The sequence below is a fragment of the Sphingomonas sp. PL20 genome, from assembly GCF_017875905.1.
Classification (GTDB): Bacteria; Pseudomonadota; Alphaproteobacteria; order Sphingomonadales; family Sphingomonadaceae; genus Sphingomonas; species Sphingomonas echinoides.
This window is the reverse complement of sequence record NZ_JAGINH010000002.1, coordinates 349,765-372,890: the sequence shown is the minus strand read 5'-3', so window position 1 is coordinate 372,890 and position 23,126 is coordinate 349,765. Positions and strand designations below refer to the sequence as shown.

Below are 23,126 nucleotides of genomic sequence, written 5' to 3'. Positions count from 1 at the left end.
CGGATTTCAGTCGGCGAACAACAGCACCGGCGTTTCGAGATAGCGCTTGAGCGCCTGGACGAAGCTCGCCGCGTCCCAGCCATCGACCACGCGGTGATCGCAGCTGATCGACAGGTTCATCAGCTTGGCGCGCACGATCTCATCGCCGACAAAGACCGGACGTTCGACGATCTTGTTGGGACCGATGATCGCCACTTCGGGCCGGTTGATCACCGGCGTCGTCGCGATCCCGCCAAGCGGCCCGAGCGACGTCACCGTCAGCGTGCCGCCGCCCATCTCATCGGGCTTGAGCTTATTGGCGCGCGCCGCCTCGGCCAGGCGCAGAATTTCGGCGGCCAATTGCCAGACATTGCGGTCCTGCGCATCGCGGATCACGGGAACGGTAAGCCCGGCATCGGTCTGCGTCGCCATGCCGAGATGCACCGCGCCATGCCGTGTCACCACGCCGGCTTCATCGTCATAGCGCGCGTTGATCATCGGGAAGGCCGGCACCGTCTTGCAGATCGCGGCAATCAGCAGCGGCAGCATCGTCAATTTGGGCCGCTGCCCACGCGCGCCATTCAGATCGGCGCGCATCGCCTCCAGCGCGGTGACGTCGATTTCCTCGACATAGGTGAAATGCGGGATCGCGCGCTTCGACGCCGCCATATTCTCGGCGATGCGGCGGCGCATGCCGATCACCTTGATCGCCTCATCGGCGCGGGCGTGGCTGATGTGCGGGGCGTGATAGCCCTGACCCTGACCATAGCGCAGGAACGCATCGAGATCGGCATGGCGCACGCGGTCGCCCTCGGTCTTCACCTGCGCGAGGTCGATGCCGAGATCGGCGGCGCGGGCGCGGACAGCGGGGGAGGCGAGGACATGTTTCATGGCTCCCCTCCCGCTTGCGGGAGGGGTTGGGGGAGGGGAAGCAGGTCCAGACGCGGATAGCGAACCGGGCTCCTGCCCTCCCCCAGCCCCTCCCGCAGGCGGGAGGGGAGCAAGTTGCGTCTCCTCCACCCCCGGATTTTCCGCCTCATATTGCTCGGCCACTTCGATCTGCTCGGCGCTGGCAGGAGCGATGTTGACCGTGTCGGTCACCGGCTCCAACGCAGGCGCTTCCGATGCCGAGAAATCGCCCTCGGTCTCGATCACCACCAGCGCCGCGCCGATCGACACCTGGTCACCGACCTCGCCCGCCAGCTCGATCACAATGCCAGACACGGGCGATTCCATTTCGACCGTCGCCTTGTCGGTCATCATGTCGGCAATCTGCTGGTCTTCCTCGATCCGGTCGCCGACCTTCACATGCCAGGCGACGATTTCGGCCTCGGAAATGCCTTCGCCGATATCGGGGAGTTTGAAGGTGAAGCGTGCCATTACACTAGATCCGTTCGTTTCGAGCGAAGTCGAGAAATTTGGTGCCGCGCAGGTGTCTCGACTTCGCTCGACACGAACGGGAGGGACAAAAGCCCCATTATGCGTCCTTCATGATCTTCTTGAGCGCCTCGCCGATACGGACGGGGCCCGGGAAATACGCCCATTCCAGGCTGTGCGGATACGGCGTGTCGAAGCCGGTCACGCGCTCGATCGGGGCTTCGAGATGGTAGAAGCAGCGCTCCTGCACCAAGGCCGACAGTTCCGCACCAAAGCCGCTGGTGCGCGTCGCCTCATGCACGATCATGCAGCGCCCGGTCTTCTGGACCGACGCCTCGATCGTCTCAATGTCGAGCGGCACCAGCGTGCGCAGATCGATCACCTCGGCATCGACCCCCGCTTCGGCGATCACCGACAGCGCGACATGCACCATCGTGCCATAAGCGAGAATGGTCAGCGCTTCGCCCGGCCGCACGACCTTGGCCTTGCCCAGTTCGATCTTGTAATAGCCGGTCGGCACGTCGCCCGCCGGATGCTGCGACCAATTCTGCGTCGGGCGGTCCCAATGGCCGTCGAACGGGCCGTTATAGATGCGCTTGGGCTCGAAGAAGATCGTCGGATCATTATCCTCGATCGCCGCGATCAGCAGGCCCTTGGCGTCATAGGGCGTCGACGGGATCACCGTCTTGATGCCCGAGACATGGGTGAAAATACCCTCGGGGCTCTGACTGTGCGTCTGCCCGCCGAAGATGCCGCCGCCAAAGGGCGAGCGCACCGTGATCGGCGCGGTGAATTCCCCGGCCGAGCGATAGCGCAAGCGCGCCGCCTCGCTCACCAACTGATCGAGCGCGGGATAGATATAATCGGCGAACTGGATTTCGGGCACCGGCCGCAAGCCATAGGCCCCCATGCCGACCGCGACGCCGATGATGCCGCATTCGGTGATCGGCGTATCGAACACGCGGGTCTTGCCATATTTGGACTGCAAGCCCGCGGTCGCGCGAAACACGCCGCCGAAATAGCCGACATCCTCGCCCATCACGACGATATCGGGGTCGCGCGCCATCATCACGTCCATGGCGGAATTGATCGCCTGGATCATGTTCATGCGGGTGGATTCTGGCGTGTCGGTCATACTGCTGCACCCGCCGCGACAGCGGCTCTTAAAGTCTTATTCTTCGTGTCTTCGCGCCTTCGCGTGATCAAAAATCTTGCACGCGAAGACGCGAAGACACGAAGAGGGAAGGAAATTGCGGCTGCGCCGCGAAGCTTCGCACCCATCACTTGCGCGCCCATGGACGGCCGCTGGCGGTTTCTTCGGCGATCATCTGCGCTTGCTGTTCGCGCAAATGCCACGGCATTTCCTCGAACACGCCATCGAACAGGCTGTCGAGCGGCTGGTGCAGACCGTGGCCGAGCACACCGTTCGCCTCGGCTTCCTTCTGCGCGGCCTTCACTTGCTCCGCCAACTCCTTGTCCTGCGCTGCATGGCGTTCCTCATCCCATTCGCCGATTGCGATGAGATGATCCTTCAACCGCGCGATCGGGTCGCCCAGCGGCCAGGCGGTCGGCTCGCCGGCCGAGCGATATTGCCCCGGATCGTCCGAGGTTGAATGCCCCTCCGCACGATAGGTGAAATGCTCGATCAGCGTCGGCCCCTGGTTGGTGCGCGCGCGCTCCGCCGCCCAGGCGGTGGCGGCATAGACCGCCAGCGCGTCATTGCCATCGACGCGCAGCCCGGCGATGCCATAGCCGACCGCGCGCGCCGCGAAGGTGGTCGATTCCGCACCGGCGAAACCCGAAAAGCTCGAAATCGCCCACTGATTGTTGACGACGTTGAAGATCACCGGCGCGCGGTAGACGCTGGCAAAGGTGCAGGCCGAATGGAAATCGCCCTCGGCGGTCGATCCCTCGCCGCACCAGGTCGCCGCGATGCGCGTGTCCCCCTTGGCCGCGCTCGCCATCGCCCAGCCGACCGCTTGGGGATATTGCGTCGCCAAATTGCCCGAGATGGAGAAGAACCCGGCTTCCTTGACCGAATACATGATCGGCAATTGCTTGCCGTGCAGCCGGTCGGCGGTGTTCGAATAGATCTGGTTCATCATGTCGACCATCGACCAGCCGCGCGCGATCAGCAGACCTTGCTGGCGATAGGACGGAAAGCACATATCCTCATAATCGAGCGCAAAGGCGGCGGCGACCGCGACCGCTTCCTCGCCCGTGCACTTCATGTAGAAGCTGGTCTTGCCCTGGCGCTGTGCGCGGAACATGCGCTCGTCGAACGCACGCACCAGCGCCATGCTGCGCAATATCGCCCGCAGCATATCGGGCGACAGCCGCGGGTTCCACGGGCCGACCGCCTGGCCGTTTTCATCGAGCACGCGCACCAGTTGATAGGCCAGATCGGTGAAGCTCTCGGCATGATCGGCAGTGTCGGGCCGCCGCGTTTCGCCTGCGGGCGGAATCGCCACCTGGGTGAAATCGACCGTGTCGCCCGGCCGGAATTTGGGTTCGGGCACATAGAGCGACAAAGGCGGCAAATTGGGCTTCAAATGCGCAGGAACGCGGTCGCTTGCCATGATCTCTCCAAACGGGGCGTGCGCTGTACCAACGCTCGGGCACGCGGAAACGCTCTTTCGAATCGTTGTTATAAAATTTCGTGGGCTTTGGCGAGAGGGGCGAAGGCGGGGAAACGACGGACCGTCCCAATTGCGATAAGCGGCCGCTTGACTCGGGGCTTACAAACGGAACAAAATAGGAACGAACCTATTGTGCGAGTCGTGGCCGTGTCCTGTCCTGCCATTCCCTCCTCGGCCATCATAGCCGAGCTTCGCGAAAGCCTGAAGAAGGTGGAACGCGACGGGCTGCGTCGTCGCCCGGTGCTGCCCTTCGGAATCGGCGCGATCGACGAGAAGCTGGCACCCGGCGGGCTCCGGCTCGATTCGCTGCATGAGATCGCCGCGGCCAGCGCAGCCCCATCCGACGATGCCGCCGCGACGCTGTTCATGGCCGGGATCGCCGCGCGCGCCTGGGGGCCGGTGCTGTGGGTGGTGCGGCGGCGCGATCTGTTCGCGCCAGGGCTGTACCAGGCCGGGCTCGCCCCCGAACGGCTGATCTATGCCGAGGCCGCCGATGATGCCGAACTGCTCGCCTTGATGGAGGAGGGCCTGCGCCACCGTGGCCTCGGCGCGGTGGTCGGCGAAGTGAAGCGCGCGGCCATGCCCAATACGCGGCGGCTGCAGCTGGCGGCGGAGGGCGGCAAGACGATCGCCTTGCTGCTCAAGCGCCATGCCCGCGCGGCGACCGATAAAGGCGGCGGCAACCCGCTCGCTGTGCCGTCGGCGGCGGTGACGCGCTGGCGCATCGCCGCCGCCCCATCCGCCCCGCTGCCGGTCGGCGCTAACGGAGTCGGGCGGGCGCGCTGGCGGGTGGAGCTGGTCCGCCAACGCGGCGGCGAACCCGCCGACTGGACGATGGAGGCATGCGATGAAACGGGTCGCCTCGCTCTACCTGCCCGACTGGCCGATCGAACGGCTGGCGCAGGCCGAGCGTATCGCCACGCCGCCTGAGCGCACGCCGGTCGATACCACGCCGCTGAACGCCATCGCCGCGCAGGAACAGGCCGTCGCCTGTTCGGTGCCGCGCGGGGGTGGCTGGCGTCCCGGCGCGCGCTGGGCACGGACCGAAGGTGCCGATGCGCGCCCGCGCGACCGTCGCGCCGGGCGCGTGAGCGAGGCCGCACCGCATCCGTTCAAGGCGATGCCGCCCGATGAGGGGCGCACGCCGGTGCGGGATCCGCGCGTCACGCCTCCTTCTGCCGCCCCTCCCTGGAAGGGAGGGGCCGGGGGTGGATCGGCCGATGGCAGCCCGTCCGCCCGCTTACGGGCCGACCCACCCCCTACCCCCTCCCTTCCAGGGAGGGGCGGAAAAGCCGCGCCTCCTGCCACCATGCCGCTTCGTCACCCCGGCCCCCTGGCGGGGGTTGTGCCGGGGCCCACTCCTCCCCTCGGACGTCAGAATGCGGTAATGGGTGGCCCCCGGCACAACCCCCGCCAGGGGGCCGGGGTGACGAACAAGGCTATCATCACCAGCCTCCAATCCGGCAACGCGCTCGTCATCGCCGCCGCTTGCCCCGCCGCGCGTGCGCTCGGGCTGGTGCCCGGCATGGCGGTGACGCAGGCGCGGGCGCTGGTGCCCGGGCTCGACATCCGCCCCGCCGACCCGGAGGGCGACCGCGCCGCCTTGCTGCGTCTCGCCATGCTCGCGGCCAGGCGTTGGTGCCCGGTGGTGATGCCGTCGGGCGACGATGGGCTGTTCCTCGATATCAGCGGCACCGCGCATCTGTTCGGCGGGGAGGCGCGGATGGCAAAGCGGATCGTGGCGTTGCTAAAGCGGCACGGCTTCACCGCGCGCGTTGCCGTGGCGGATACGCCGGGCGCGGCCTGGGCGCTCGCCCGCTACGCCCCGCAAATCTGCCCGCCCGGCGCGCACCCCGACGCGCTCGCCCCGCTGCCGACCGCTGCGCTGCGGCTCGAACCGCGCGCCCGCGACTTGCTCAAACGGCTGGGGATCGAAACCATCGGCCAGCTCGCCGCCGTGCCCCGCGCCCCGCTCGCGCGCCGGTTCGGCGGCACGCTCATCGCCCGGCTCGATCAGGCATCGGGGCGGCTGGCGGAACCGCTCGATCCGGTGACCCCGCCCGAAGCCATCGCCGTCGTACAACGCTTCGCCGAGCCGATCGCCACCGCCGAGGCGATCGCGCATTGGCTGGGGGTGTTGATGCCGCGCCTCGTCACCGCATTGGCCGAAGCGGGGCTAGGCGCGCGCCTGGTCGATCTGGTTGCGGATCGCATCGACGGCGTGCCGCAGCGCCTGCGCATCGGCCTTGCCCGCCCGACCCGCGATGGCGCGCATCTGCTGCGGCTGATCGTGCGCCGGATCGAGGAAATCGCGCCGGGCTATGGCATCGACGCACTCGCGCTCCACGTCCGCCGCGCCGATCCGCTTGGCGCTGAACCCTTTGCCGAAACGCTCGAAGACCGCGCGCCCGATCTCGCACCGCTGATCGACACGCTCGCCAACCGCATCGGCATAAGCGCGCTGTGGCGCAGCGTGCCGGTCGAAAGCGACGTGCCCGAACGCTCGGTCGCCGCCGCCCCGCCGCTCGATCCGCCGCCGCGCGCCGCGCCCAAAAGCAAGCCCGACGATGTCCGCCAGCTCGATCGCTCGCGCCCGCTACATCCCTGGGATGCGCGCTGGCCGCGCCCGGTGCGGCTGTTGCGGCGCCCCGAACTGCTCGACCATGTCCTCGCCGAATTGCCCGATCAGCCGCCCAAACGCTTCACCTGGCGCGGCATGGCGCACCGCGTGGTCCGCGCCGATGGCCCCGAACGCATCCTCGGCGAATGGTGGAAGCGCGGCACCGAGCGGCACAGCGTGCGCGACTATTTCCAGGTCGAGGATGACGCCGGGCAGCGTTTCTGGCTGTTCCGGCGCGGCGATGGCGAGCGCGGCGAAACCGGCGATCTCGCCTGGTTCATGCACGGATCGTTCGGATGACGTGGTGCGAACTCCAGGTGACGACGCATTACAGCTTCCTGCGCGGCGCGTCCTCGCCCGAGCATCTGTTCCAGGCCGCCGCCATTGCCGGGATGCCCGCGCTCGGCATCACCGATCGCAATTCGGTTGGCGGCGTGGTGCGCGGGCTGGTCGCGGCCGAGCAAATGTCGGCGATCCGCCCGATCCGGCTGGTCGCGGGGTGTCGGCTCGATCTGGTCGATGGCACATCGGTGCTGGTCTGGCCCGAGGATCGCGCCGGCTGGAGCCGCCTCACCCGGCTGCTGACGCTCGGCAAGGGCCGCGCCGATCCGCAAAAGGGCGAGAAAGGGCAGTGCTTCCTGCATTGGGAGGATGTCGCGGCGCATGCCGAGGGGCTGGTCGCCGCGCTCGTCCCCGGCCTCACCGAAACCTTCGCCGAAGACGACCAGGCGTTGCGCTGGATGGCGGACGTGTTCGGCACGCGCGGCCATCTCTGCCTGACGCAGCATCGCCGCCCCGGCGATGCGCAGCGGCTCCACACGCTCGACGCGCACGCCCGGCATTTCGGCCTGCCCCCGCTCGCCACGGGCGACGTGCTGTATGACGTGCCCGAGCGCCGGATGCTGCAGGACGTCGTCACCGCGATCCGCCATCGCTGCACGATCGACGCGCTCGGCCATGCCCGCGAACGCAGCGCCGACCGCCATCTCAAAGGCCCCGTAGAAATGGCGCGCCGCTTCAGGCTGCACCCGCGCGCGCTCGCCGCCGCCGCCGCGATCGTCGAGCGCTGCACCTTCAGCTTGCGCGAGCTGAAGGACCAGTATCGCTATCCCGACGAGATCGTGATCAGCCAGCGCACCCCGCAGGAGGCGCTGGCGGCGATGGCGCGCACCGCGCTGGCCGAGCGCTTCAATGGCACGCCCCCACCTGCCTACACCAGCTTGCTCGAACACGAACTCGGCCTGGTCGCGCATATGGGCTATGCGACCTATTTCCTGACGGTGAATTCGATCGTGCGCTATGCGCGCAGCCAGGGCATTTTGTGCCAGGGGCGCGGATCGGCGGCAAATTCGGTGATCTGCTTCGTGCTCGGCATCACCTCGATCGATCCGGTCAAGCACAAGCTGTTGTTCGAACGCTTCATCTCCACCGAACGCCACGAACCGCCCGACATCGACGTCGATTTCGAACATGAACGGCGCGAGGAAGTGATTCAGTGGATCTACGACACCTATGGGCGGAACCACGCCGCGCTTACCGCCGTAGTCAGCCGCTATCGCTCGCGCGGCGCGGTGCGCGAAGTCGGCAAGGCGCTCGGCCTGCCCGAGGACATGACCGCCGCGCTCGCCTCGCAAATCTGGGGCTGGTCGAATGACGGCGTGCCCGAGGAGCATGTCGCCGCGCTCAACCTCGATGCCAGTGAGCCGCGCCTTGCGCTGACGCTCGACCTCGCCAAGCAATTGATCGGCACGCCGCGCCATTTGTCGCAGCATCCCGGCGGCTTCGTGCTCGCGCATGACCGGCTCGACGATCTGGTGCCGGTCGAACCCGCCGCGATGATCGATCGCCGCGTGGTCGAATGGGAAAAGCTCGATGTCGAGGAAATCGGGCTGATGAAGGTCGATATCCTCGGTCTCGGCATGCTCGGCTGCCTGCGCCGCTGTTTCGATCTGCTGCGCGACCATAAGGGCATCGACCTGCGGCTCGACAGTGCCGAGATGCAAGAGGATGACCCCGCCACCTATGCGATGATTCAAAAGGCCGACACGCTCGGCACCTTCCAGATCGAAAGCCGCGCGCAAATGTCGATGCTGCCGCGGATGCGCCCCGAAAATTTCTACGACATCGCAATCCAGGTCGCGATCGTCCGCCCCGGCCCGATCCAAGGCGACATGGTCCACCCCTATCTCAAACGGCGCGAGCAACGCCGCATCGGCAAGGTGGAGATCCAATATCCCAGCCCCAAATTGCAAGAGGTGCTGGAAAAGACGCTGGGCGTGCCGCTGTTCCAGGAACAGGCGATGCAGGTCGCCATCGTCGGCGCCGGGTTCAGCGCGGGCGAAGCCGACCGGCTGCGCCGCGCGATGGCGACCTTCAAGATGACCGGCGGCGTCGGCAAATTCCGCGATCCGCTGATCGAAGGCATGCGCGCCAACGGCATCAGCCAGGATTTCGCCGAGCGGCTGGTCAAGCAGATCGAGGGGTTCGGCAGCTATGGCTTCCCCGAAAGCCACGCGGCGAGCTTCGCCAAGATCGCTTACGCCTCGGCCTGGCTGAAATGCCACCACCCCGACATTTTCTGCGCGGCCTTGCTCAACGCCCAGCCGATGGGCTTTTACGCCCCCGCGCAAATCGTCCGCGACGCGCGCGAACACGGCGTGCGGGTGGTGCCGGTGTGCGTCAACCGAAGCGACTGGGACACAACCCTACTCCCTCTCCCCTCCGGGGAGAGGGTGGCCGAGCGAAGCGAGGTCGGGAGAGGGGCAGTGCGGCCATATTCCCCCTCTCCCCGACCCTCTCCCCGCAAGCGGGGAGAGGGAGATCCCCTCCGCCTGGGCCTGCGCATCGTGCTCGGCCTGTCGGGCGAGGATGCCGGCCGCATCCTCATCGCCCGCGCCACGCGCCCGTTCAGCTCGATCGAGGATGTCTGGCGGCGCGCGGGCGTCTCGTTGCTCACGCTTGAAAAGCTCGCCCAGGCCGATGCGTTCCACGGCTTCGGCCTCGACCGCCGCCAGGCTTTATGGGCGGTGAAGGCACTGGGCCAAAAGCCGCTGCCGCTCTTCGCCGCGATCGAATCCCCCAGCGAACCCAGCGTCACGCTCGCCGCGCTCACTGCCGGGCGCGAAGTGGTCGAGGATTACCGCGCGACGCAATTGTCGTTGCGCGCACACCCGGTCAGCTTCCTGCGCCGCGACCTCGACCACCGCCGCATCACCCGCTGCGGCGATCTCAAAGGGGTGAAGGACGGCACCCGCGTCGAAGTGGCGGGGCTCATCCTGGTGCGGCAACGCCCCGGCAGCGCCAAGGGCGTGGTGTTCGTGACGCTGGAGGACGAGACCGGCATCGCCAACGCGATCCTGTGGCCCGATCGCTTCGAAGCGCAGCGCCGCACGGTGATGGCCGCGGCGATGCTCAGCGTGCGCGGTCGCGTGCAAAGCGAAAGCGGGACCATCCACATCATCGCCGATCACATCAGCGATCTCACCGGGCTGCTGCGCGAGATCGGCGACATCGACTTGCCGCGCCTGACCATGCCTGGAGACGGTGCCACCCACGGCGGCACGATCGACCCGCGCGAACGGCGCAGGGTGGGAAGCGAGCTGGAACCGGTCATCCCGATCCGCAGCCACGATTTCCACTGAGCCTCTGCGCTCACCCCACCGTCTGTTCGATCACCCCGAAGATCGGGTGATGCTTGTCATCCTCCGCCCAAATCCGCACCGTATCGCCTGCTTTCAGGAACGGCGTCACCGCCGCGCCGCCCAGGATCGTCTCGACCGTGCGCAGTTCGGCCAGGCACGCATAGCCGACGCCGCCCTCGGCGATCGGCTTGCCAGGGCCCCCGTCGGCGTCGCGGTTGGAGACGGTGCCCGAGCCGATAATCGTCCCCGCGCCCAGCGCGCGCGTCTTGGCGGCATGCGCGATCAGCGTGCCGAAATCGAAGGTCATGTCGACCGCCGCCGCCACGCGCCCGAACGGCCTGCCGTTGAGATCGACCATCAGCGTGCGGTGCAATTTGCCGTCCTGCCACCAGTTGCCCAGCGCCTCGGGCGTGACGAACACCGGCGAAAAGGCGCTGGCGGGCTTGGACTGGAAGAACCCGAAGCCCTTGGCGAGTTCCCCCGGAATCAGGTTGCGCAAGCTCACGTCATTGGTCAGCCCGACCAGCCGCACCGCCGCCAGCGCTTCCTCGCGGGTGGCCCCCTGCGGCACGTCGCCCGTCACCACCACCACTTCGCCCTCGAAATCGCAGCCCCAGCTTTCGTCCGCCAGCGGGATCGGCGCGCGCGGCCCCAAAAACCCATCGGACCCGCCCTGATACATCAGCGGATCATGCCAGAAGCTGTCGGGCAGCTCCGCCGCGCGCGCCTGCCGCACCAAGGCGACATGGTTCACATAGGCCGATCCGTCCGCCCATTGGTACGCGCGCGGCAAGGGTGCCGCCGCCTGATGCTCGTGGAAGCGCCGCATCGGAATCATCTCATGTTCCAAATCGGTGCTGAGATTCTGCAAATCGGGCAGCAGCCGCTCCCAATCGTCGAGGGCGGCCTGCAGCGTCGGCGCGATGTGCGCAGCATCGGCATACCAGGCGAGATCGTTGGAAACCACGACGAGCTTGCCGTCGCGACCCGATGTGAGGCTGGCCAGTTTCATGAAGCTCTCCTGTTTCGCGCGATCATAGCTCCCCCATCGGGCGTGTCGAGCGCAACGCGCTTGACGAACGCGTCACCTCACCGCACACCCAGCAAAAGAGTTGCAGACGACAACTGTTATTGGAGAGACCTGACATGACGCTCGATTCCGTCGCCGGCCGCTTTGCCTATACCGAGGATCATGAGGCGTTCCGCCAGACCGTGCGCCAGTTCCTTCAAAAGGAAGGCGTGCCGCACGTCGCGAAATGGGAGGAAGACAAGCTCGTCCCCAAGGATTTCTGGATCAAGGCCGGCGCCATCGGCATGCTCTGCCCGACCGCGCCCGAGGCTTACGGCGGGCTCGGCCTCGATTTCGGCTATAACGCGATCGTCGATGAGGAGATGGCCTATAACGGCGTCCCCGCCGGCTTCTCGCTCCAGTCGGACATCGTCGCGGGCTATATCGAAACCTATGGCTCGGAAGAGCAGAAGAAACAGTGGCTGCCCAAGATGGTCTCGGGCGAAGTGATCACCGCCATCGCCATGACCGAACCGGGCACCGGCAGCGACCTGCAGGCGATCCGCACCACGGCCAAGAAGGATGGCAATCACTATGTCATCAACGGCTCCAAAACCTATATCACCAACGGCCAGAATACCGATCTGACGCTGGTCGTCGCCAAGACCGATCCCGATGCCAAGCCCGCCTGGAAGGGCATGTCGATCATCCTGGTCGAAAGCGAGCGCGAAGGTTTCCAGAAAGGCCGCAAGCTCGACAAGATCGGGCAGGACGCCGCCGACACCTCCGAATTGTTCTTCAACGACGTGCGCGTGCCGATGACCAATTGCCTGGGCGAGGAGGGCAAGGGCTTTATCTACCTGATGAGCCAATTGCCGCAGGAACGCCTCTCGATCGCGGTCTCGGTCCAGGCCTCGGCGCAAAAGGCGTTCGACGAGACGGTGGAGTTCACCAAGACGCGCAAGGCTTTCGCGGGAATGGTGTTCGATTTCCAGAACACCCGCTTCGTCCTCGCCGACCTCAAGGCCAAATTGCAAGTCGGCTGGGCGCATCTCGACTGGGCGATCGCGCGCCATTTGAAGGGCGAACTGACCAACGAAGAAGGCGCCGCCGCCAAATTGTGGCACACCGATCTGCAATGGGAAGTGATGGACGCCTGCCTGCAACTCCATGGCGGGGCTGGCTATATGAACGAATACCCCATCGCCCGCGCCTGGCGCGCCGCCCGCGTGACGCGCATTTTCGGGGGCACGAACGAGATCATGAAGGAGTTGATTGGGCGGTCTTTGTAGCGGAGCCGCCGCGCTGCATCCGTCGCCCCGGCCTTGTGCCGGGGTCCACCGTGATGCAGGCCGTGATATTGGGGGCCAGCTTCCTAGGAAAGAAAGGCCCTTTCAAACGACCTAACGGCCTTTTCCGATCGATTGTTAGGTCGGTACATGCGGGATGTTGACCTACAACTGCGCCTCCGTCTCTGCCGTGAGAAGAGGCGCGATCTGTTCTCGCCAGACATGGAACAGCGGTCGGCACGTTAGGCCGAATATGAACCAGCATCCAAATATTGTGGCGTGGTGAAAGAAGGCACCCCAAGGCAGCTTCCCGTGCGCCGCCTCATTTCGGAGAGCTGGCCCCGGCTTGAAATTAAACAAGATATCGATCTCGTGGACAACGTCTTCGCCAAGGATGGCTTCGAGTTCCCTGCGGTTGACCTCGAGCAGTTGTGAAAGCGCTCGGTCTCCCTGAATCAGATCCTGCTCGATCTTGGACGGGTCGCGGTTCGATAGCATAAGAATGTGACGCAGGGAGTTTTCGAGTTGCGGCAGCAGGAGATGCACAGCAGTAGCATAGTCACCCTGGAACATGCGCGCAAAGCCGATGGCGAATAGCGCCTCCCGTTCCGGGGGCACAAACAAACTCGCCTCCGCGATCGGCAAAACGTGACGTTCCTGTATTGAGATGCGCTCTGCGATCGAAAGCCGCGCAGGTTCGATCTTTCCTTGCACCTGCTGAAACATCACCACATCCATGTATCTGGCTGCCTCCGCCTTAAACCACTCCTCGGATGGACTCCCGTCGGAGGGCATAGCGGGCGCGCGGGCCGCTTCACGGCCTTCAGCGTCGTAATGGCTTGAGGAAATCATCGCAGTCAGCGGATGTTTTCGAGCAAGGTCCAGAACAATGTCCCGAAGTTCCTGTTTAGATGGAGCTTCGCTCATATGGTAGAACTGGATACAGGCATCGGCGAACGAGATGCCAACGAAAAGAGCTTCAATCTCGCCTCGCGGCCCGCTCAGATCCATCGGCGTCGTGAAAGAGCCGAAGTCATCTTGAGCCGCCATCTGGAACGTTCGAAGCTCGTCTCTCAGTTGCTGAACCCGGTCGCGAGTCCCAGACAAACGGCGCATTTCCCCGAGCGCGACCTTCGTCCAGTGGGCTTTCACAGCGGGCTGGTTTGAATCCTCACGCATCTTGAGCGTCTGCTCGGCCGCCTCAATCCGGCAGCGGTTCGCGTGATCCTTGTTGGCGAGGCGCTCGTGACTGCTTGCGGCGATGATCCACACGCGCTTTATAGCTTCTGGAAAGGTTCCTGGCGGGGCATTCCGCGCAAGCTCCTCGGCATCGTGAGCGACCTGACTCTCTTCTAGAATGCGGTACCAGACCCCGAGTTCCGATATCTTGACGAATACGACATAGTGACAGCCCGCTAAGGCAGCGTCATAGCAAGCCCGTAGGGTCTGGCGAACTATGGCTGGAATGTCGTCGCGCTTCCTGGTCAGGCGTGTCAAAGCAGCCGCGCGCGCAAGAGGCTCAATCACGTCCATGATTGAATCCGCCGGTCGAAATGGGGACGGATGAATCGTGTCATCCAGCCGACCTCGTGCGATCTCGCAATAAGCATCGATGGCTGTCGCAGCCGCCTTCCAGTACTTTCGACTGTTGTAGAATAAAATATCGCCAACTTTCGCGCGCAGGTGCGGGTTAGGCAACGTTTCGACACTTTCTGCTAAAATCGCTGATTGCTCGCCGACAATATCGTCCGGTATCATACTTCGGCGGCCGTCCATGACGAGCTTAGCGGCGAACGGGTTCGCCTCGTCGTCGGGACGAACTGCTATCGACATGATCGAAGCAAACAATTCGAGCGCATTCGCGCGGTCAGCGTCGCCTGCGTCCGCTGCAACTTTTGCGGATGCGCGCAGCTGGTTTTCGATTGCATAGTCGTCCTGATCCGACACAGCTGCGAGAACTGCACCAAGGTCGGCCTTCGAGATCATCTCGGTTGTGACAAGTAGCTTGGCGCGAGCAAAGTCTTCCCGATCGCCCCTACTTGAGCTTACCGAATCGTCTTCGTTTGTTTCGTCAGCCATGATCCCCACCTGAGAGGATCATGGCCTCTGCGAGCATGGCGAGCAACAGTAAGCAGGCCGTTGAAGCGCAGGGAAAACGACACTGAGGTGCCAATCGGTAGTCTTTGCGCCCTTGGAACCCCCTGCCCGACGAATGGCCGCTCAAAAGCATCTGTCGCTTAACGGTCCAACCGTCGAAAACAAAAATGTCCTACACCCCGCCCGCACGCTATAATCCCGCCCGCTCTTTCTCACGGTCGGATCTTCGCACGTCGCGCTTTTACGATATGCGCGAACTTGGTGAAATTTAGCGCCCCACGCACCTCCTTTCGTCTACCCCTCCACCCCGCCCAAAAACAAAAAGCCCGGCGGTGGTGCCGCCGGGCCTGAGGGTGCGCCTAGGGAGCAAACCTGGCGTGTCTGAATCCACTATAGGACGAAAATCAGGTCAGAGCGCGTTGCCCGTCGCGGCAGCGGCATTGGTATCGGCTGCGTTGCTGTCGATCACCGTGTCATTGCCGATGGTGTCGTTGCCGAATGCATCATTGCCGAGCGTGTCGTTGAGCGAGAGATCCTCGTTCGCCACCGCGCTGGTGTTGCTGCCGCCGCCGCCGCACGCCGCCAGCGAAAGCGCCATCGCGGCCGTCAGCGTCAGGGCCAGAACCTTCTTCATCGTCGAATCTCCTTGAAATCTCGGCCCAGCCAGCGGCATCCGCACCACTGCCCCCCAGGCACCGCATCAATCTCTACTAAAAGCCTATGCATTCAATTGCGTTCATCTTTAGGGGCCAAAAGTTTTTCTTTCAGCGCACTTGCCGTTCTCGCCACGCGGCACCCCACGCCGCGCGCGGTTGACAGCCCCTGCCAATCCCGGAATGTTGCGCAAAACCAAGCCGATCGCGGCGCAAGGGGGACTTTCATGGCGGATCGAATTCTGCCCGCACGGCTGCGGGCGCTGCTGGGTGCCGCGGCCATCACGGCGCTGCTCACGGGCTGCGCCAGCGACGGCGGGGCAAAGCCTGCCACCGCCTCGACCAAGACCGGGCCCGGCGCGGGAAAGGGTTTTGCGCATGATCCTTACCCCTCGACCTACAAGCCCTATCCCGGCGTGCCGACGCTCGTCACCCATGTCACCATCTTCGATGGCGAAGGCGGGCGGATCGACAATGGCGCGGTGCTGTTCGCCGATGGCAAGATCGTGGAGTTGGGCCAGAGCGTCGCGGCCCCGGCGGGCGCGACCGTCATCGATGGCACCGGCAAGACGCTCACCCCCGGCATCATCGATATTCACAGCCATTTGGGCGATTACCCCTCGCCCGGCGTGCAGGCCAATTCCGACGGCAATGAAGCGACCGGGCCGATCACCGCCGATGTCTGGGCCGAACATAGCGTGTGGCCGCAGGATCCGGGGTTCAGCCGCGCGCTGGTCAATGGCGGGGTCACCACGCTGCAGATCCTGCCCGGCTCGGCCAATCTGATGGGCGGCCGCTCGGTCGTCATCAAGAACGTCTATGCCCGCACCGAACAGGGCATGAAGTTCCCCGGCGCGCCCTACGGCCTCAAAATGGCGTGCGGCGAGAATCCGAAGCGCGTTTATGGCTCCAAAGGCCGTGAACCCTCGACCCGCATGGGCAATATCGCAGTCGACCGCCAAACCTGGGCGCGCGCCGCCGAATATAAGCGCAAATGGGACAAATATGAGAAGGACGGCGGCGAAATCCCCGGCCGCGACATCGCCATGGATACGCTGGCAGGGGTGCTGTCGGGCGAGATTTTGGTCCAGAACCACTGCTACCGCGCCGATGAAATGGCCATCGTCATGGATATGGCCAAGGAGTTCGGCTACCACGTCGCCGCCTTCCACCACGCGGTGGAGGCCTATAAGATCGCCGATTTGCTCAAGCAGAACGGCACCTGTGCGGCGGTCTGGGCCGATTGGTGGGGCTTCAAGATGGAGTCCTATGACGCGATCGGCGAGAACCTCGCACTGCTGCAGAAGAACGGTGCCTGCGCGATGATCCATTCGGACGACGCCAACGGCATCCAGCGCCTCAACCAGGAAGTGGCCAAGGCGCTCGCCTCGGGCCGCCATGCCGGCATCGACATTTCGGACGCGGTCGCGTGGGAATGGCTGACCTATAACCCGGCCAAGGCACTCGGCATCGCCGACAAGACCGGCAGCCTCAAACCCGGCAAGATGGCCGATGTCGTGCTGTGGAACGGCAATCCGTTCAGCGTCTACACCCGGCCCGAAAAGGTGTGGATCGACGGGGCGCTGCTCTACGACGCCAATGATCCGAAGCGACGGCCCGTCTCCGATTTCGAACTCGGCCAGCCCGGTGCGGGAGATACCAAGTGAAGCGCCTCCTGCTGCTCAGCGCCGCCTTCCTCGCCGCGCCCGCCGCCGCCCAGTCGGTCGCGATCACCAATGCCAAGCTCGTCATCGGCGACGGCTCCGCACCGATCGAGGGTGGCACCGTCATCGTTCGTGACGGCCGCGTCGTCGCGGCGGGCAAGGCGGTGGCGGTCCCCGCTGGAATCGCCACGGTCGATGCCAGTGGCCGCTGGGTCACCCCCGGCATCGTCGCGGGCTTCACGCGCATGGGCATCGTCGAGGTCGATGGCGTCGATGAAACCAACGATGCCGGCGCGCGTACCAGCCCGTTCCACGCCGCGATCGACATCGCCCCTGCCGTCAACCCGGCCACCTCCTCGATCCCGCTCAACCGCGCGGAGGGCGTGACGCGCGCGATCGTCGCGCCCGACACTGCCGGGTCGATCTTCGCCGGACAGGGCGCGGTGATCGACCTCGGCGCCGACCGCAGTCCCATCACCAAGGCGCGCGCCTTTCAGTTCATGGAATATGGCGAGGGCGGTGCCCGCGCCGCCGGTGGCAGCCGCCCGGCCGCGCTCATCGCCTTCCGCAACGCCATCGCCCAGGCGCGCGATTATGCCCGCGATCCGGCCCATTATGCAGATCAGGGCAAGGACGCGCTGCTGACGCGCGCCGATGCCGAGGCGCTGGTGCCGGTGGTGAATGGCCGCATGCCCCTGCTCATCCATGTCGAGCGCGCAGCGGACATGCTCGCGCTGATCGAGCTCAAGCGCGATTTCCCTGCGCTGAAGCTGGTGTTCGTCGGCGCTGGCGAAGGCTGGATGGTCGCCCGCGAACTCGCCGCCGCGCACGTACCCGTCATCGCCTCGGCGCTGGCCGATCTGCCCGAATCGTTCGACCAGCTCGGCGCAACCCAGTCCAATGTCGGGCGGATGAAGGCGGCGGGCGTGCTGGTCGGCATCGGCACGATCAACGACGACGAAGCCCGCCAGGCCCGGCGCGAGAAGCAATATGCCGGCAATCTGGTGGCGCTGACCAAACTGCCCGGCGCAACCGGGCTCGACTGGAACGCCGCTTTCGCCGCAATCACCTCGGCACCGGCCGAAGCGATCGGCCTGGGCGACGAGATCGGCTCGCTCAAAGCGGGGCGGCGCGGCGACGTGGTGATCTGGGACGGCGACCCGCTCGAACTCGGCACCGCCGTGGCGGCGGTCTATATCGACGGCATCAAGCAACCGCTGCGCACCCGCCAGGATGCACTCCGCGAGCGCTACATGGTGCCGCAGGAAGGCGCGTTGCCCAAGGCCTATGAGCGGTGACGAGCGGCTGACGCCCTGCCTTGACGCAGCACCACAACTCCCGCCGTCACCCCGGCCTTGTGCCGGGGTCCACTTCGCGGCGACCACGCCCTACATTGCTGGCGGTATCGGCCGCGGCTGGGTGGACCCCGGCACAAGGCCGGGGTGAGGGCGAAAGGGCGATTGCCAGGCCCGCACCATCTTGACTTTCCGCACTGCAGCAGTCATAGGTGCCCTATCGAGGCGTCATGCAGCGTGATTAGGTATGCCGTTAACCGGTAGCCCAAGCTCCGCCTCGGTCGTTATCCAACGGACTTCCCTTTTCACGCGGGGTGTCATTTTCCCCCGCCATCCGTGCGTCCAAGACGCGCGTCCATGGCACATGCAATGGACTGAACCAGTATGACTTTCGCACAACTCGGCCTCGCCGAGCCGCTCGTCCGCGCGCTCGAAGCCAAAGGCTACACCACCCCCACCCCGATCCAGAAGCAGTCGATCCCGATCCTGCTCGAAGGCGGCGATCTGCTCGGCATCGCGCAGACCGGCACCGGCAAGACGGCGGCCTTCGTGCTCCCGTCGATCCAGCAGCTCGTCAACAACGAAAAGCGCGTGCTGCCGACGCATTGCCGCATGCTCGTGCTCGCCCCGACGCGCGAACTGGCCAGCCAGATCGCCGAAAGCGCGCGCGAATATGGCAAATTCTCCAAGATGTCGGTCGCAACCGTGTTCGGCGGCACCAGCATCAACAAGAACCGCCAGGACATGGCGCGCGGCGTCGACATCCTCGTCGCCACGCCGGGGCGCTTGCTCGATCTGATCGAGCAGCGCTTCGTCAGCCTCGCAATGCTTGAAATCCTCGTGCTCGACGAAGCCGACCAGATGCTCGATCTGGGCTTCATTCACGCGCTGCGCAAGATCGTGCGGATGCTGCCCAAGCAGCGCCAGACCTTGTTCTTCTCGGCGACGATGCCGAATGCGATCCGCGAACTGGCCAACCAGTTCCTCAACGATCCCAAGACGGTGAAGGTCGCGCCGACCTCCAGCACCGCCGAGCGCGTCGACCAGTTCGTCACCTTCCTCAACCAGGGCGAAAAGCAGGCGCTGCTGACGATCCTGCTGCGCGACGAGAAGGTCGAGCGCGCGCTCGTCTTCACGCGCACCAAGCACGGGGCCGACCGCGTCGTGAAGCTGCTCGGCGCCAATGGCATCGTCTCCAACGCGATCCACGGTAACAAGAGCCAACCGCAGCGTGAACGCGCGCTCGCCGAGTTCAAGTCGGGCAAGGCCAAGGTGCTCGTCGCGACCGACATCGCCGCACGCGGCATTGACGTGTCGGGCGTCAGCCACGTCTTCAACTTCGAATTGCCCAACGTGCCCGAGCAGTACGTCCACCGCATCGGCCGCACCGCGCGCGCCGGCGCATCGGGCACCGCGATCAGCTTCGTGGCGGATGATGAGCGGACGTACCTGCGCGACATCGAGAAGCTGACGCGCGTCAAGCCCGAGATGATGCAGCTTCCCGAGGGCTTCACCGCCGAAGCCGCCCGCATCAAGGCGGCACGCCCGGCGGGTTCGGACACGTTCGAACGTCGCGATGACTCCGGCCGTCACCGCGCCCCGCCCAAGGCAACCCACGCCGCGCGCCCAACCGGTGATCGCTCCGCGGGTGCCGGTCGTCCGGCTGGCGCACGCCCCGAAGGCGCAGGCCGTCCGGCAGGCGGCGGTCGTCCCGGTGGCCAGGGTCGCCCTGGCGGCGGCTTCGGTCGTCCGGGTGGCGGTCGCTCGGGTGGCCAGGGTCGCCCAGCCGGCGGCGGCGGCGGCCGTCGCTCCCCAGCGGCAGGCTGATTTCCCTTTCCCTCTCCCTGTGGGAGAGAGAGGGAGGGAGGAGCGAAGCGACGGAAGGGTGAGGGTGAGCAGCCGCGAAAAGCGCCCTCACCCTTCCCACCCAGCTACGCTGGGCGGGCCCCTTCCCTCTCCCAAAGGGAGAGGGAATTAATCCCAGATCCGCAACCACTCCTCTTCCGGAGCCCGTGCACTGCGCAAGCGGTTCGCGGGCTCTTCTGTATCCTCGAACCCGATCGCCATGCCGCAGAACAGCATCCGCTCAGGCGAAATGCCGATCGCATCGCCCACCGTGTCGGGATACATCGCCCAGCATTCCTGCGCACAGGTCGCCAGCCCGGCCTCGACCGCCAGCAGCATGACATTCTGCAGATACATGCCAAGATCGGCCCATTGCGGCGGCCCCATCCGCCGGTCGACGGTGCAAAATAACGCGGCAGGCGCGCCGAAGAACTGGAAGTTGCGCGCGAACCATAAGCGCCGCGCCGCCTTGTCCTCACGCGGGATGCCGATCTCGGCATACATCGCCTCGCCCACGGCAAACCGGCGGTCGCGGTACGGCGCGACCAGCTCCTTGGGGTAAATGTCATAAGCCGGGGTCTCGGGCTGGCCCCATTGGAGCTTGTGCAACACCGCCGCCTTGAGCCGCGCGAGCGGATCGCCGGTCAGCACGTCGATATGCCAGGGCTGTAAATTGCCCCCCGTCGCCGCGCGCGCGGCCTTGGTGACGATGCCGTGCAACACCGCCGGATCGACCGGATCGGCACGGAACCCGCGCACCGATCGCCGCGCCACAATCGCTTCGCTGACCTCCATCACCCTATCCTTTCGATCATTCGGTATGCGAACCACCTTGCCGAGCGCGGAGGATCACGGCAAGAGAGGTTGCAAATAACAACGGATATGGAGAGTCGAGCATGGCCGAGGCATATATCGTGGATGCGGTGCGCACCGCTGGTGGCAAACGCGGCGGCAAACTCGCCGGGTGGCACCCGGTCGACATGGCGGCGGCGGTGCTGGATGCGATCGTCGCGCGCACCGGGATCGACGGGGCCGCGGTCGACGACGTCATCATGGGCTGCGTGATGCAGGGCGGGCAGCAGGCCGGGCAAGTCGGCCGCAATGCCGTGCTCGCCGCCCGCAACCTGCCCGACAGCGTTCCCGCCGTGTCGATCGACCGGCAATGCGGCTCCTCGCAACAGGCGATGCAGTTCGCCGCGCAAGCGGTGATGTCGGGCGCGCAGGATATCGTCATCGCCGCGGGCGTGGAAAGCATGACGCGCGTGCCGATGGGCTCGACCGCGACGCTGTTCATGAAAGAGGGGCTCGGCAATTACAAATCGCCCCGGCTGGAGGAGAAATATCCCGGCATCCTGTTCAGCCAGTTCATGGGGGCGGAGATGATCGTCAAGAAGCACGGTTTCGACCGCGCCCAGCTCGACGCCTTCGCGCTCGAAAGCCACCGCCGCGCCGCCGCCGCCACCGAGCGCGGGGCCTTTGCCGATGAGATCATCGCGCTCGACATCGAGACCCCCGAAGGCGTCGTCGCCCACGCCACCGATGAAGGCATCCGCTTCGATGCGACGCTGGAGAGCATCGGTTCGGTCAAGCTGCTGCAGGAAGGCGGCAGCATCTCCGCCGCCAATGCCAGCCAGATTTGCGACGGCGCGAGCGCGGTGATGATCGTCAGCGAAGCCGCGCTGAAGGCGCACAACCTCACCCCGATCGCACGGATCGTGAACTTGACGGTAACGGGCGGCGACCCGGTGATCATGCTGGAGGAGCCGCTGTTCGCGACCGACCGCGCGCTGCAGCGCTCGGGCATGAAGATTGACGATATCGACCTGTACGAAGTCAACGAAGCCTTCGCGCCGGTGCCGCTGGCGTGGTTGAAGCATACAGGCGCAGACCATGCCAAATTGAACGTCAATGGCGGCGCGATTGCGCTCGGCCATCCGCTGGGGGCCTCAGGCACCAAGTTGATGGCGACCTTGGTGCATGCGCTCAAGCACTCGGGCGGGCGGTACGGCCTGCAGACGATGTGCGAAGGCGGCGGCATCGCCAATGTGACGATCATCGAGCGGGTTTGACCACGGCGTCGCCCCGGCGAAGGCCGGGGCCGCCACGTTGCGAAGCGCAACACCGGCACTGCACACACCAAAGCGGCCCCGGCCTTCGCCGGGGCGACGAAGTAGGGGAGACCTCATGAATCTCGATTCCACCAAAGCCGCCGTCGTCACCGGCGGGGCCTCCGGCCTCGGTGCCGCCACCGCCCGCGCGCTTGCCGCCAAGGGGGTGAAGGTCGCGATCTTCGATCTGCAGACCGAAAAGGGCGAGGCGATTGCCGCCGAAATCGGCGGTGTGTTCTGCGAAGTGAATGTCACCTCGGAGGACTCGGTCGATGCCGGTTTCGCCAAGGCGCGCGCGGCGCATGGGCAGGAGTCGGTGCTCGTCTGCTGCGCGGGCACCGGCAATGCGATGAAGACCGCCAGCAGATCCAAGGAAGACGGCAGCATCAAGCATTTCAGCCTGGCCGCGTTCGACTGGCTGATCCAGATCAACCTAGTCGGCACCTTCCGCTGCGTCGCCAAATCGGCGGCGGGAATGCTGACGCTGGAGCCGGGCGAAGATGGCGAGCGCGGCGCGATCGTGATGACCGCCAGCGTCGCCGCCGAGGACGGGCAGATCGGCCAGGCTGCCTATTCCGCGTCCAAGGGCGGTGTCGTCGGCATGACGCTGCCGATCGCGCGCGACCTGATGGGTGAGGGCATTCGCGTCAACACCATCCTGCCCGGCATTTTCGAAACGCCGCTGATGCAAGGCGCGCCGCAAGCGGTGAAGGACAATCTCGCTGCCTCGGTGCCCTTCCCCAAGCGGCTCGGCAAGCCCGAGGAATATGCCAAGCTCGCGCTCGCCATGGTCGAGAACAGCTATTTCAACGGCGAGGACGTCCGCCTCGACGGCGCGATCCGCATGGCCCCAAGGTAACATCTCCCCTCCCGCTCGCGGGAGGGCGTAACCCTATTCTCCCCTCCCGCT

The 23,126-nt window shown here is 65.5% G+C and carries 16 protein-coding genes; 9 read left to right on the top strand and 7 right to left on the bottom strand.

What is annotated here, in order from left to right; all coding sequences use genetic code 11:
- Positions 1-6 precede the first annotated feature (6 nt).
- The 3 genes from H4W01_RS01900 to H4W01_RS01890 form a co-directional block, all read right to left on the bottom strand.
- Positions 7-1,359: a dihydrolipoamide acetyltransferase family protein gene (locus H4W01_RS01900; protein ID WP_209609662.1), complete on the bottom strand. Its 1,353-nt coding sequence runs from the start codon at positions 1,357-1,359 to the stop codon at positions 7-9.
- A 97-nt stretch (positions 1,360-1,456) separates the two neighbouring features.
- The gene (locus H4W01_RS01895) at positions 1,457-2,464 is read right to left on the bottom strand and encodes an alpha-ketoacid dehydrogenase subunit beta (protein WP_209613209.1); all 1,008 of its coding nucleotides are present in this window, start codon (positions 2,462-2,464) and stop codon (positions 1,457-1,459) included.
- Between the two features lie 172 nt (positions 2,465-2,636).
- On the bottom strand, positions 2,637-3,935 hold the full coding sequence (locus tag H4W01_RS01890; RefSeq protein WP_209609661.1) for a 3-methyl-2-oxobutanoate dehydrogenase (2-methylpropanoyl-transferring) subunit alpha: 1,299 nt from the start codon (positions 3,933-3,935) through the stop codon (positions 2,637-2,639).
- A gap of 270 nt (positions 3,936-4,205) precedes the next feature.
- Between H4W01_RS01890 and H4W01_RS01885 the strand changes: the two genes are divergently transcribed.
- From H4W01_RS01885 to H4W01_RS01875, 3 genes are read left to right on the top strand one after another with little or no spacing between them, the layout of a single operon-like run.
- Positions 4,206-4,925, top strand: coding sequence for an ImuA family protein (locus H4W01_RS01885; RefSeq protein ID WP_126845601.1), 720 nt, complete (start codon positions 4,206-4,208; stop codon positions 4,923-4,925).
- On the top strand, positions 4,843-6,915 hold the full coding sequence (locus tag H4W01_RS01880; RefSeq protein WP_209609660.1) for a Y-family DNA polymerase: 2,073 nt from the start codon (positions 4,843-4,845) through the stop codon (positions 6,913-6,915). The genes H4W01_RS01885 and H4W01_RS01880 overlap by 83 nt, the downstream gene beginning before the upstream one ends.
- The gene (locus H4W01_RS01875; RefSeq protein WP_209609659.1) at positions 6,912-10,256 is read left to right on the top strand and encodes an error-prone DNA polymerase; all 3,345 of its coding nucleotides are present in this window, start codon (positions 6,912-6,914) and stop codon (positions 10,254-10,256) included. The genes H4W01_RS01880 and H4W01_RS01875 overlap by 4 nt, the downstream gene beginning before the upstream one ends.
- 10 nt (positions 10,257-10,266) lie before the next feature.
- Here H4W01_RS01875 and H4W01_RS01870 read toward each other — a convergent pair whose 3' ends face one another.
- Positions 10,267-11,268: a fumarylacetoacetate hydrolase family protein gene (locus H4W01_RS01870; RefSeq protein WP_209609658.1), complete on the bottom strand. Its 1,002-nt coding sequence runs from the start codon at positions 11,266-11,268 to the stop codon at positions 10,267-10,269.
- Positions 11,269-11,402: 134 nt separating this feature from the next.
- On the opposite strand from H4W01_RS01870, the gene H4W01_RS01865 reads away from it, so the two are divergent.
- Entirely contained in the window at positions 11,403-12,557 is a 1,155-nt protein-coding gene (locus H4W01_RS01865) for an acyl-CoA dehydrogenase family protein (RefSeq protein ID WP_209609657.1), read from the top strand.
- Between the two features lie 162 nt (positions 12,558-12,719).
- On the opposite strand, the gene H4W01_RS01860 is transcribed toward H4W01_RS01865, so the two are convergent.
- A complete protein-coding gene (locus H4W01_RS01860; protein WP_209609656.1) occupies positions 12,720-14,633 on the bottom strand; it encodes a DUF4209 domain-containing protein in 1,914 nt (637 codons plus the stop codon).
- A gap of 427 nt (positions 14,634-15,060) precedes the next feature.
- Positions 15,061-15,285: a hypothetical protein gene (locus H4W01_RS01855; protein ID WP_209515971.1), complete on the bottom strand. Its 225-nt coding sequence runs from the start codon at positions 15,283-15,285 to the stop codon at positions 15,061-15,063.
- Positions 15,286-15,531: 246 nt separating this feature from the next.
- Here H4W01_RS01855 and H4W01_RS01850 point away from each other — a divergent pair, with 246 nt between their 5' ends.
- The 3 genes from H4W01_RS01850 to H4W01_RS01840 all read left to right on the top strand — a co-directional run bounded on the left by H4W01_RS01850 (position 15,532) and on the right by H4W01_RS01840 (position 20,090).
- A complete protein-coding gene (locus H4W01_RS01850) occupies positions 15,532-16,971 on the top strand; it encodes an amidohydrolase (RefSeq protein WP_209609655.1) in 1,440 nt (479 codons plus the stop codon).
- A complete protein-coding gene (locus tag H4W01_RS01845; protein ID WP_209609654.1) occupies positions 16,968-18,266 on the top strand; it encodes an amidohydrolase family protein in 1,299 nt (432 codons plus the stop codon). Before H4W01_RS01850 ends, H4W01_RS01845 begins: the two co-directional genes overlap by 4 nt.
- Positions 18,267-18,647: 381 nt before the next feature.
- On the top strand, positions 18,648-20,090 hold the full coding sequence (locus tag H4W01_RS01840) for a DEAD/DEAH box helicase (RefSeq protein ID WP_209609653.1): 1,443 nt from the start codon (positions 18,648-18,650) through the stop codon (positions 20,088-20,090).
- A gap of 147 nt (positions 20,091-20,237) precedes the next feature.
- On the opposite strand, the gene H4W01_RS01835 is transcribed toward H4W01_RS01840, so the two are convergent.
- The gene (locus tag H4W01_RS01835) at positions 20,238-20,903 is read right to left on the bottom strand and encodes a nitroreductase (RefSeq protein WP_209609652.1); all 666 of its coding nucleotides are present in this window, start codon (positions 20,901-20,903) and stop codon (positions 20,238-20,240) included.
- A gap of 101 nt (positions 20,904-21,004) precedes the next feature.
- On the opposite strand from H4W01_RS01835, the gene H4W01_RS01830 reads away from it, so the two are divergent.
- Together H4W01_RS01830 and H4W01_RS01825 are read left to right on the top strand one after the other, a co-directional pair.
- On the top strand, positions 21,005-22,177 hold the full coding sequence (locus H4W01_RS01830) for an acetyl-CoA C-acetyltransferase (RefSeq protein ID WP_209609651.1): 1,173 nt from the start codon (positions 21,005-21,007) through the stop codon (positions 22,175-22,177).
- Between the two features lie 115 nt (positions 22,178-22,292).
- Positions 22,293-23,075 carry an SDR family NAD(P)-dependent oxidoreductase gene (locus H4W01_RS01825; RefSeq protein ID WP_010406847.1) on the top strand — a complete coding sequence of 261 codons (783 nt, stop codon included), beginning with the start codon at positions 22,293-22,295 and terminating at the stop codon, positions 23,073-23,075.
- Positions 23,076-23,126 lie beyond the last annotated feature (51 nt).

Coding starts and splice junctions, on each gene's coding strand:
- H4W01_RS01895 (WP_209613209.1), bottom strand. CDS start 2,464: ATGAACATGATCCAGGCGATCAATTCCGCCATGGACGTGATGATGGCG.
- H4W01_RS01865 (WP_209609657.1), top strand. CDS start 11,403: ATGACGCTCGATTCCGTCGCCGGCCGCTTTGCCTATACCGAGGATCAT.
- H4W01_RS01855 (WP_209515971.1), bottom strand. CDS start 15,285: ATGAAGAAGGTTCTGGCCCTGACGCTGACGGCCGCGATGGCGCTTTCG.
- H4W01_RS01835 (WP_209609652.1), bottom strand. CDS start 20,903: ATGGAGGTCAGCGAAGCGATTGTGGCGCGGCGATCGGTGCGCGGGTTC.
- H4W01_RS01840 (WP_209609653.1), top strand. CDS start 18,648: ATGACTTTCGCACAACTCGGCCTCGCCGAGCCGCTCGTCCGCGCGCTC.
- H4W01_RS01875 (WP_209609659.1), top strand. CDS start 6,912: ATGACGTGGTGCGAACTCCAGGTGACGACGCATTACAGCTTCCTGCGC.
- H4W01_RS01860 (WP_209609656.1), bottom strand. CDS start 14,633: ATGGCTGACGAAACAAACGAAGACGATTCGGTAAGCTCAAGTAGGGGC.
- H4W01_RS01870 (WP_209609658.1), bottom strand. CDS start 11,268: ATGAAACTGGCCAGCCTCACATCGGGTCGCGACGGCAAGCTCGTCGTG.
- H4W01_RS01825 (WP_010406847.1), top strand. CDS start 22,293: ATGAATCTCGATTCCACCAAAGCCGCCGTCGTCACCGGCGGGGCCTCC.
- H4W01_RS01890 (WP_209609661.1), bottom strand. CDS start 3,935: ATGGCAAGCGACCGCGTTCCTGCGCATTTGAAGCCCAATTTGCCGCCT.
- H4W01_RS01830 (WP_209609651.1), top strand. CDS start 21,005: ATGGCCGAGGCATATATCGTGGATGCGGTGCGCACCGCTGGTGGCAAA.
- H4W01_RS01850 (WP_209609655.1), top strand. CDS start 15,532: ATGGCGGATCGAATTCTGCCCGCACGGCTGCGGGCGCTGCTGGGTGCC.
- H4W01_RS01880 (WP_209609660.1), top strand. CDS start 4,843: ATGAAACGGGTCGCCTCGCTCTACCTGCCCGACTGGCCGATCGAACGG.
- H4W01_RS01900 (WP_209609662.1), bottom strand. CDS start 1,359: ATGGCACGCTTCACCTTCAAACTCCCCGATATCGGCGAAGGCATTTCC.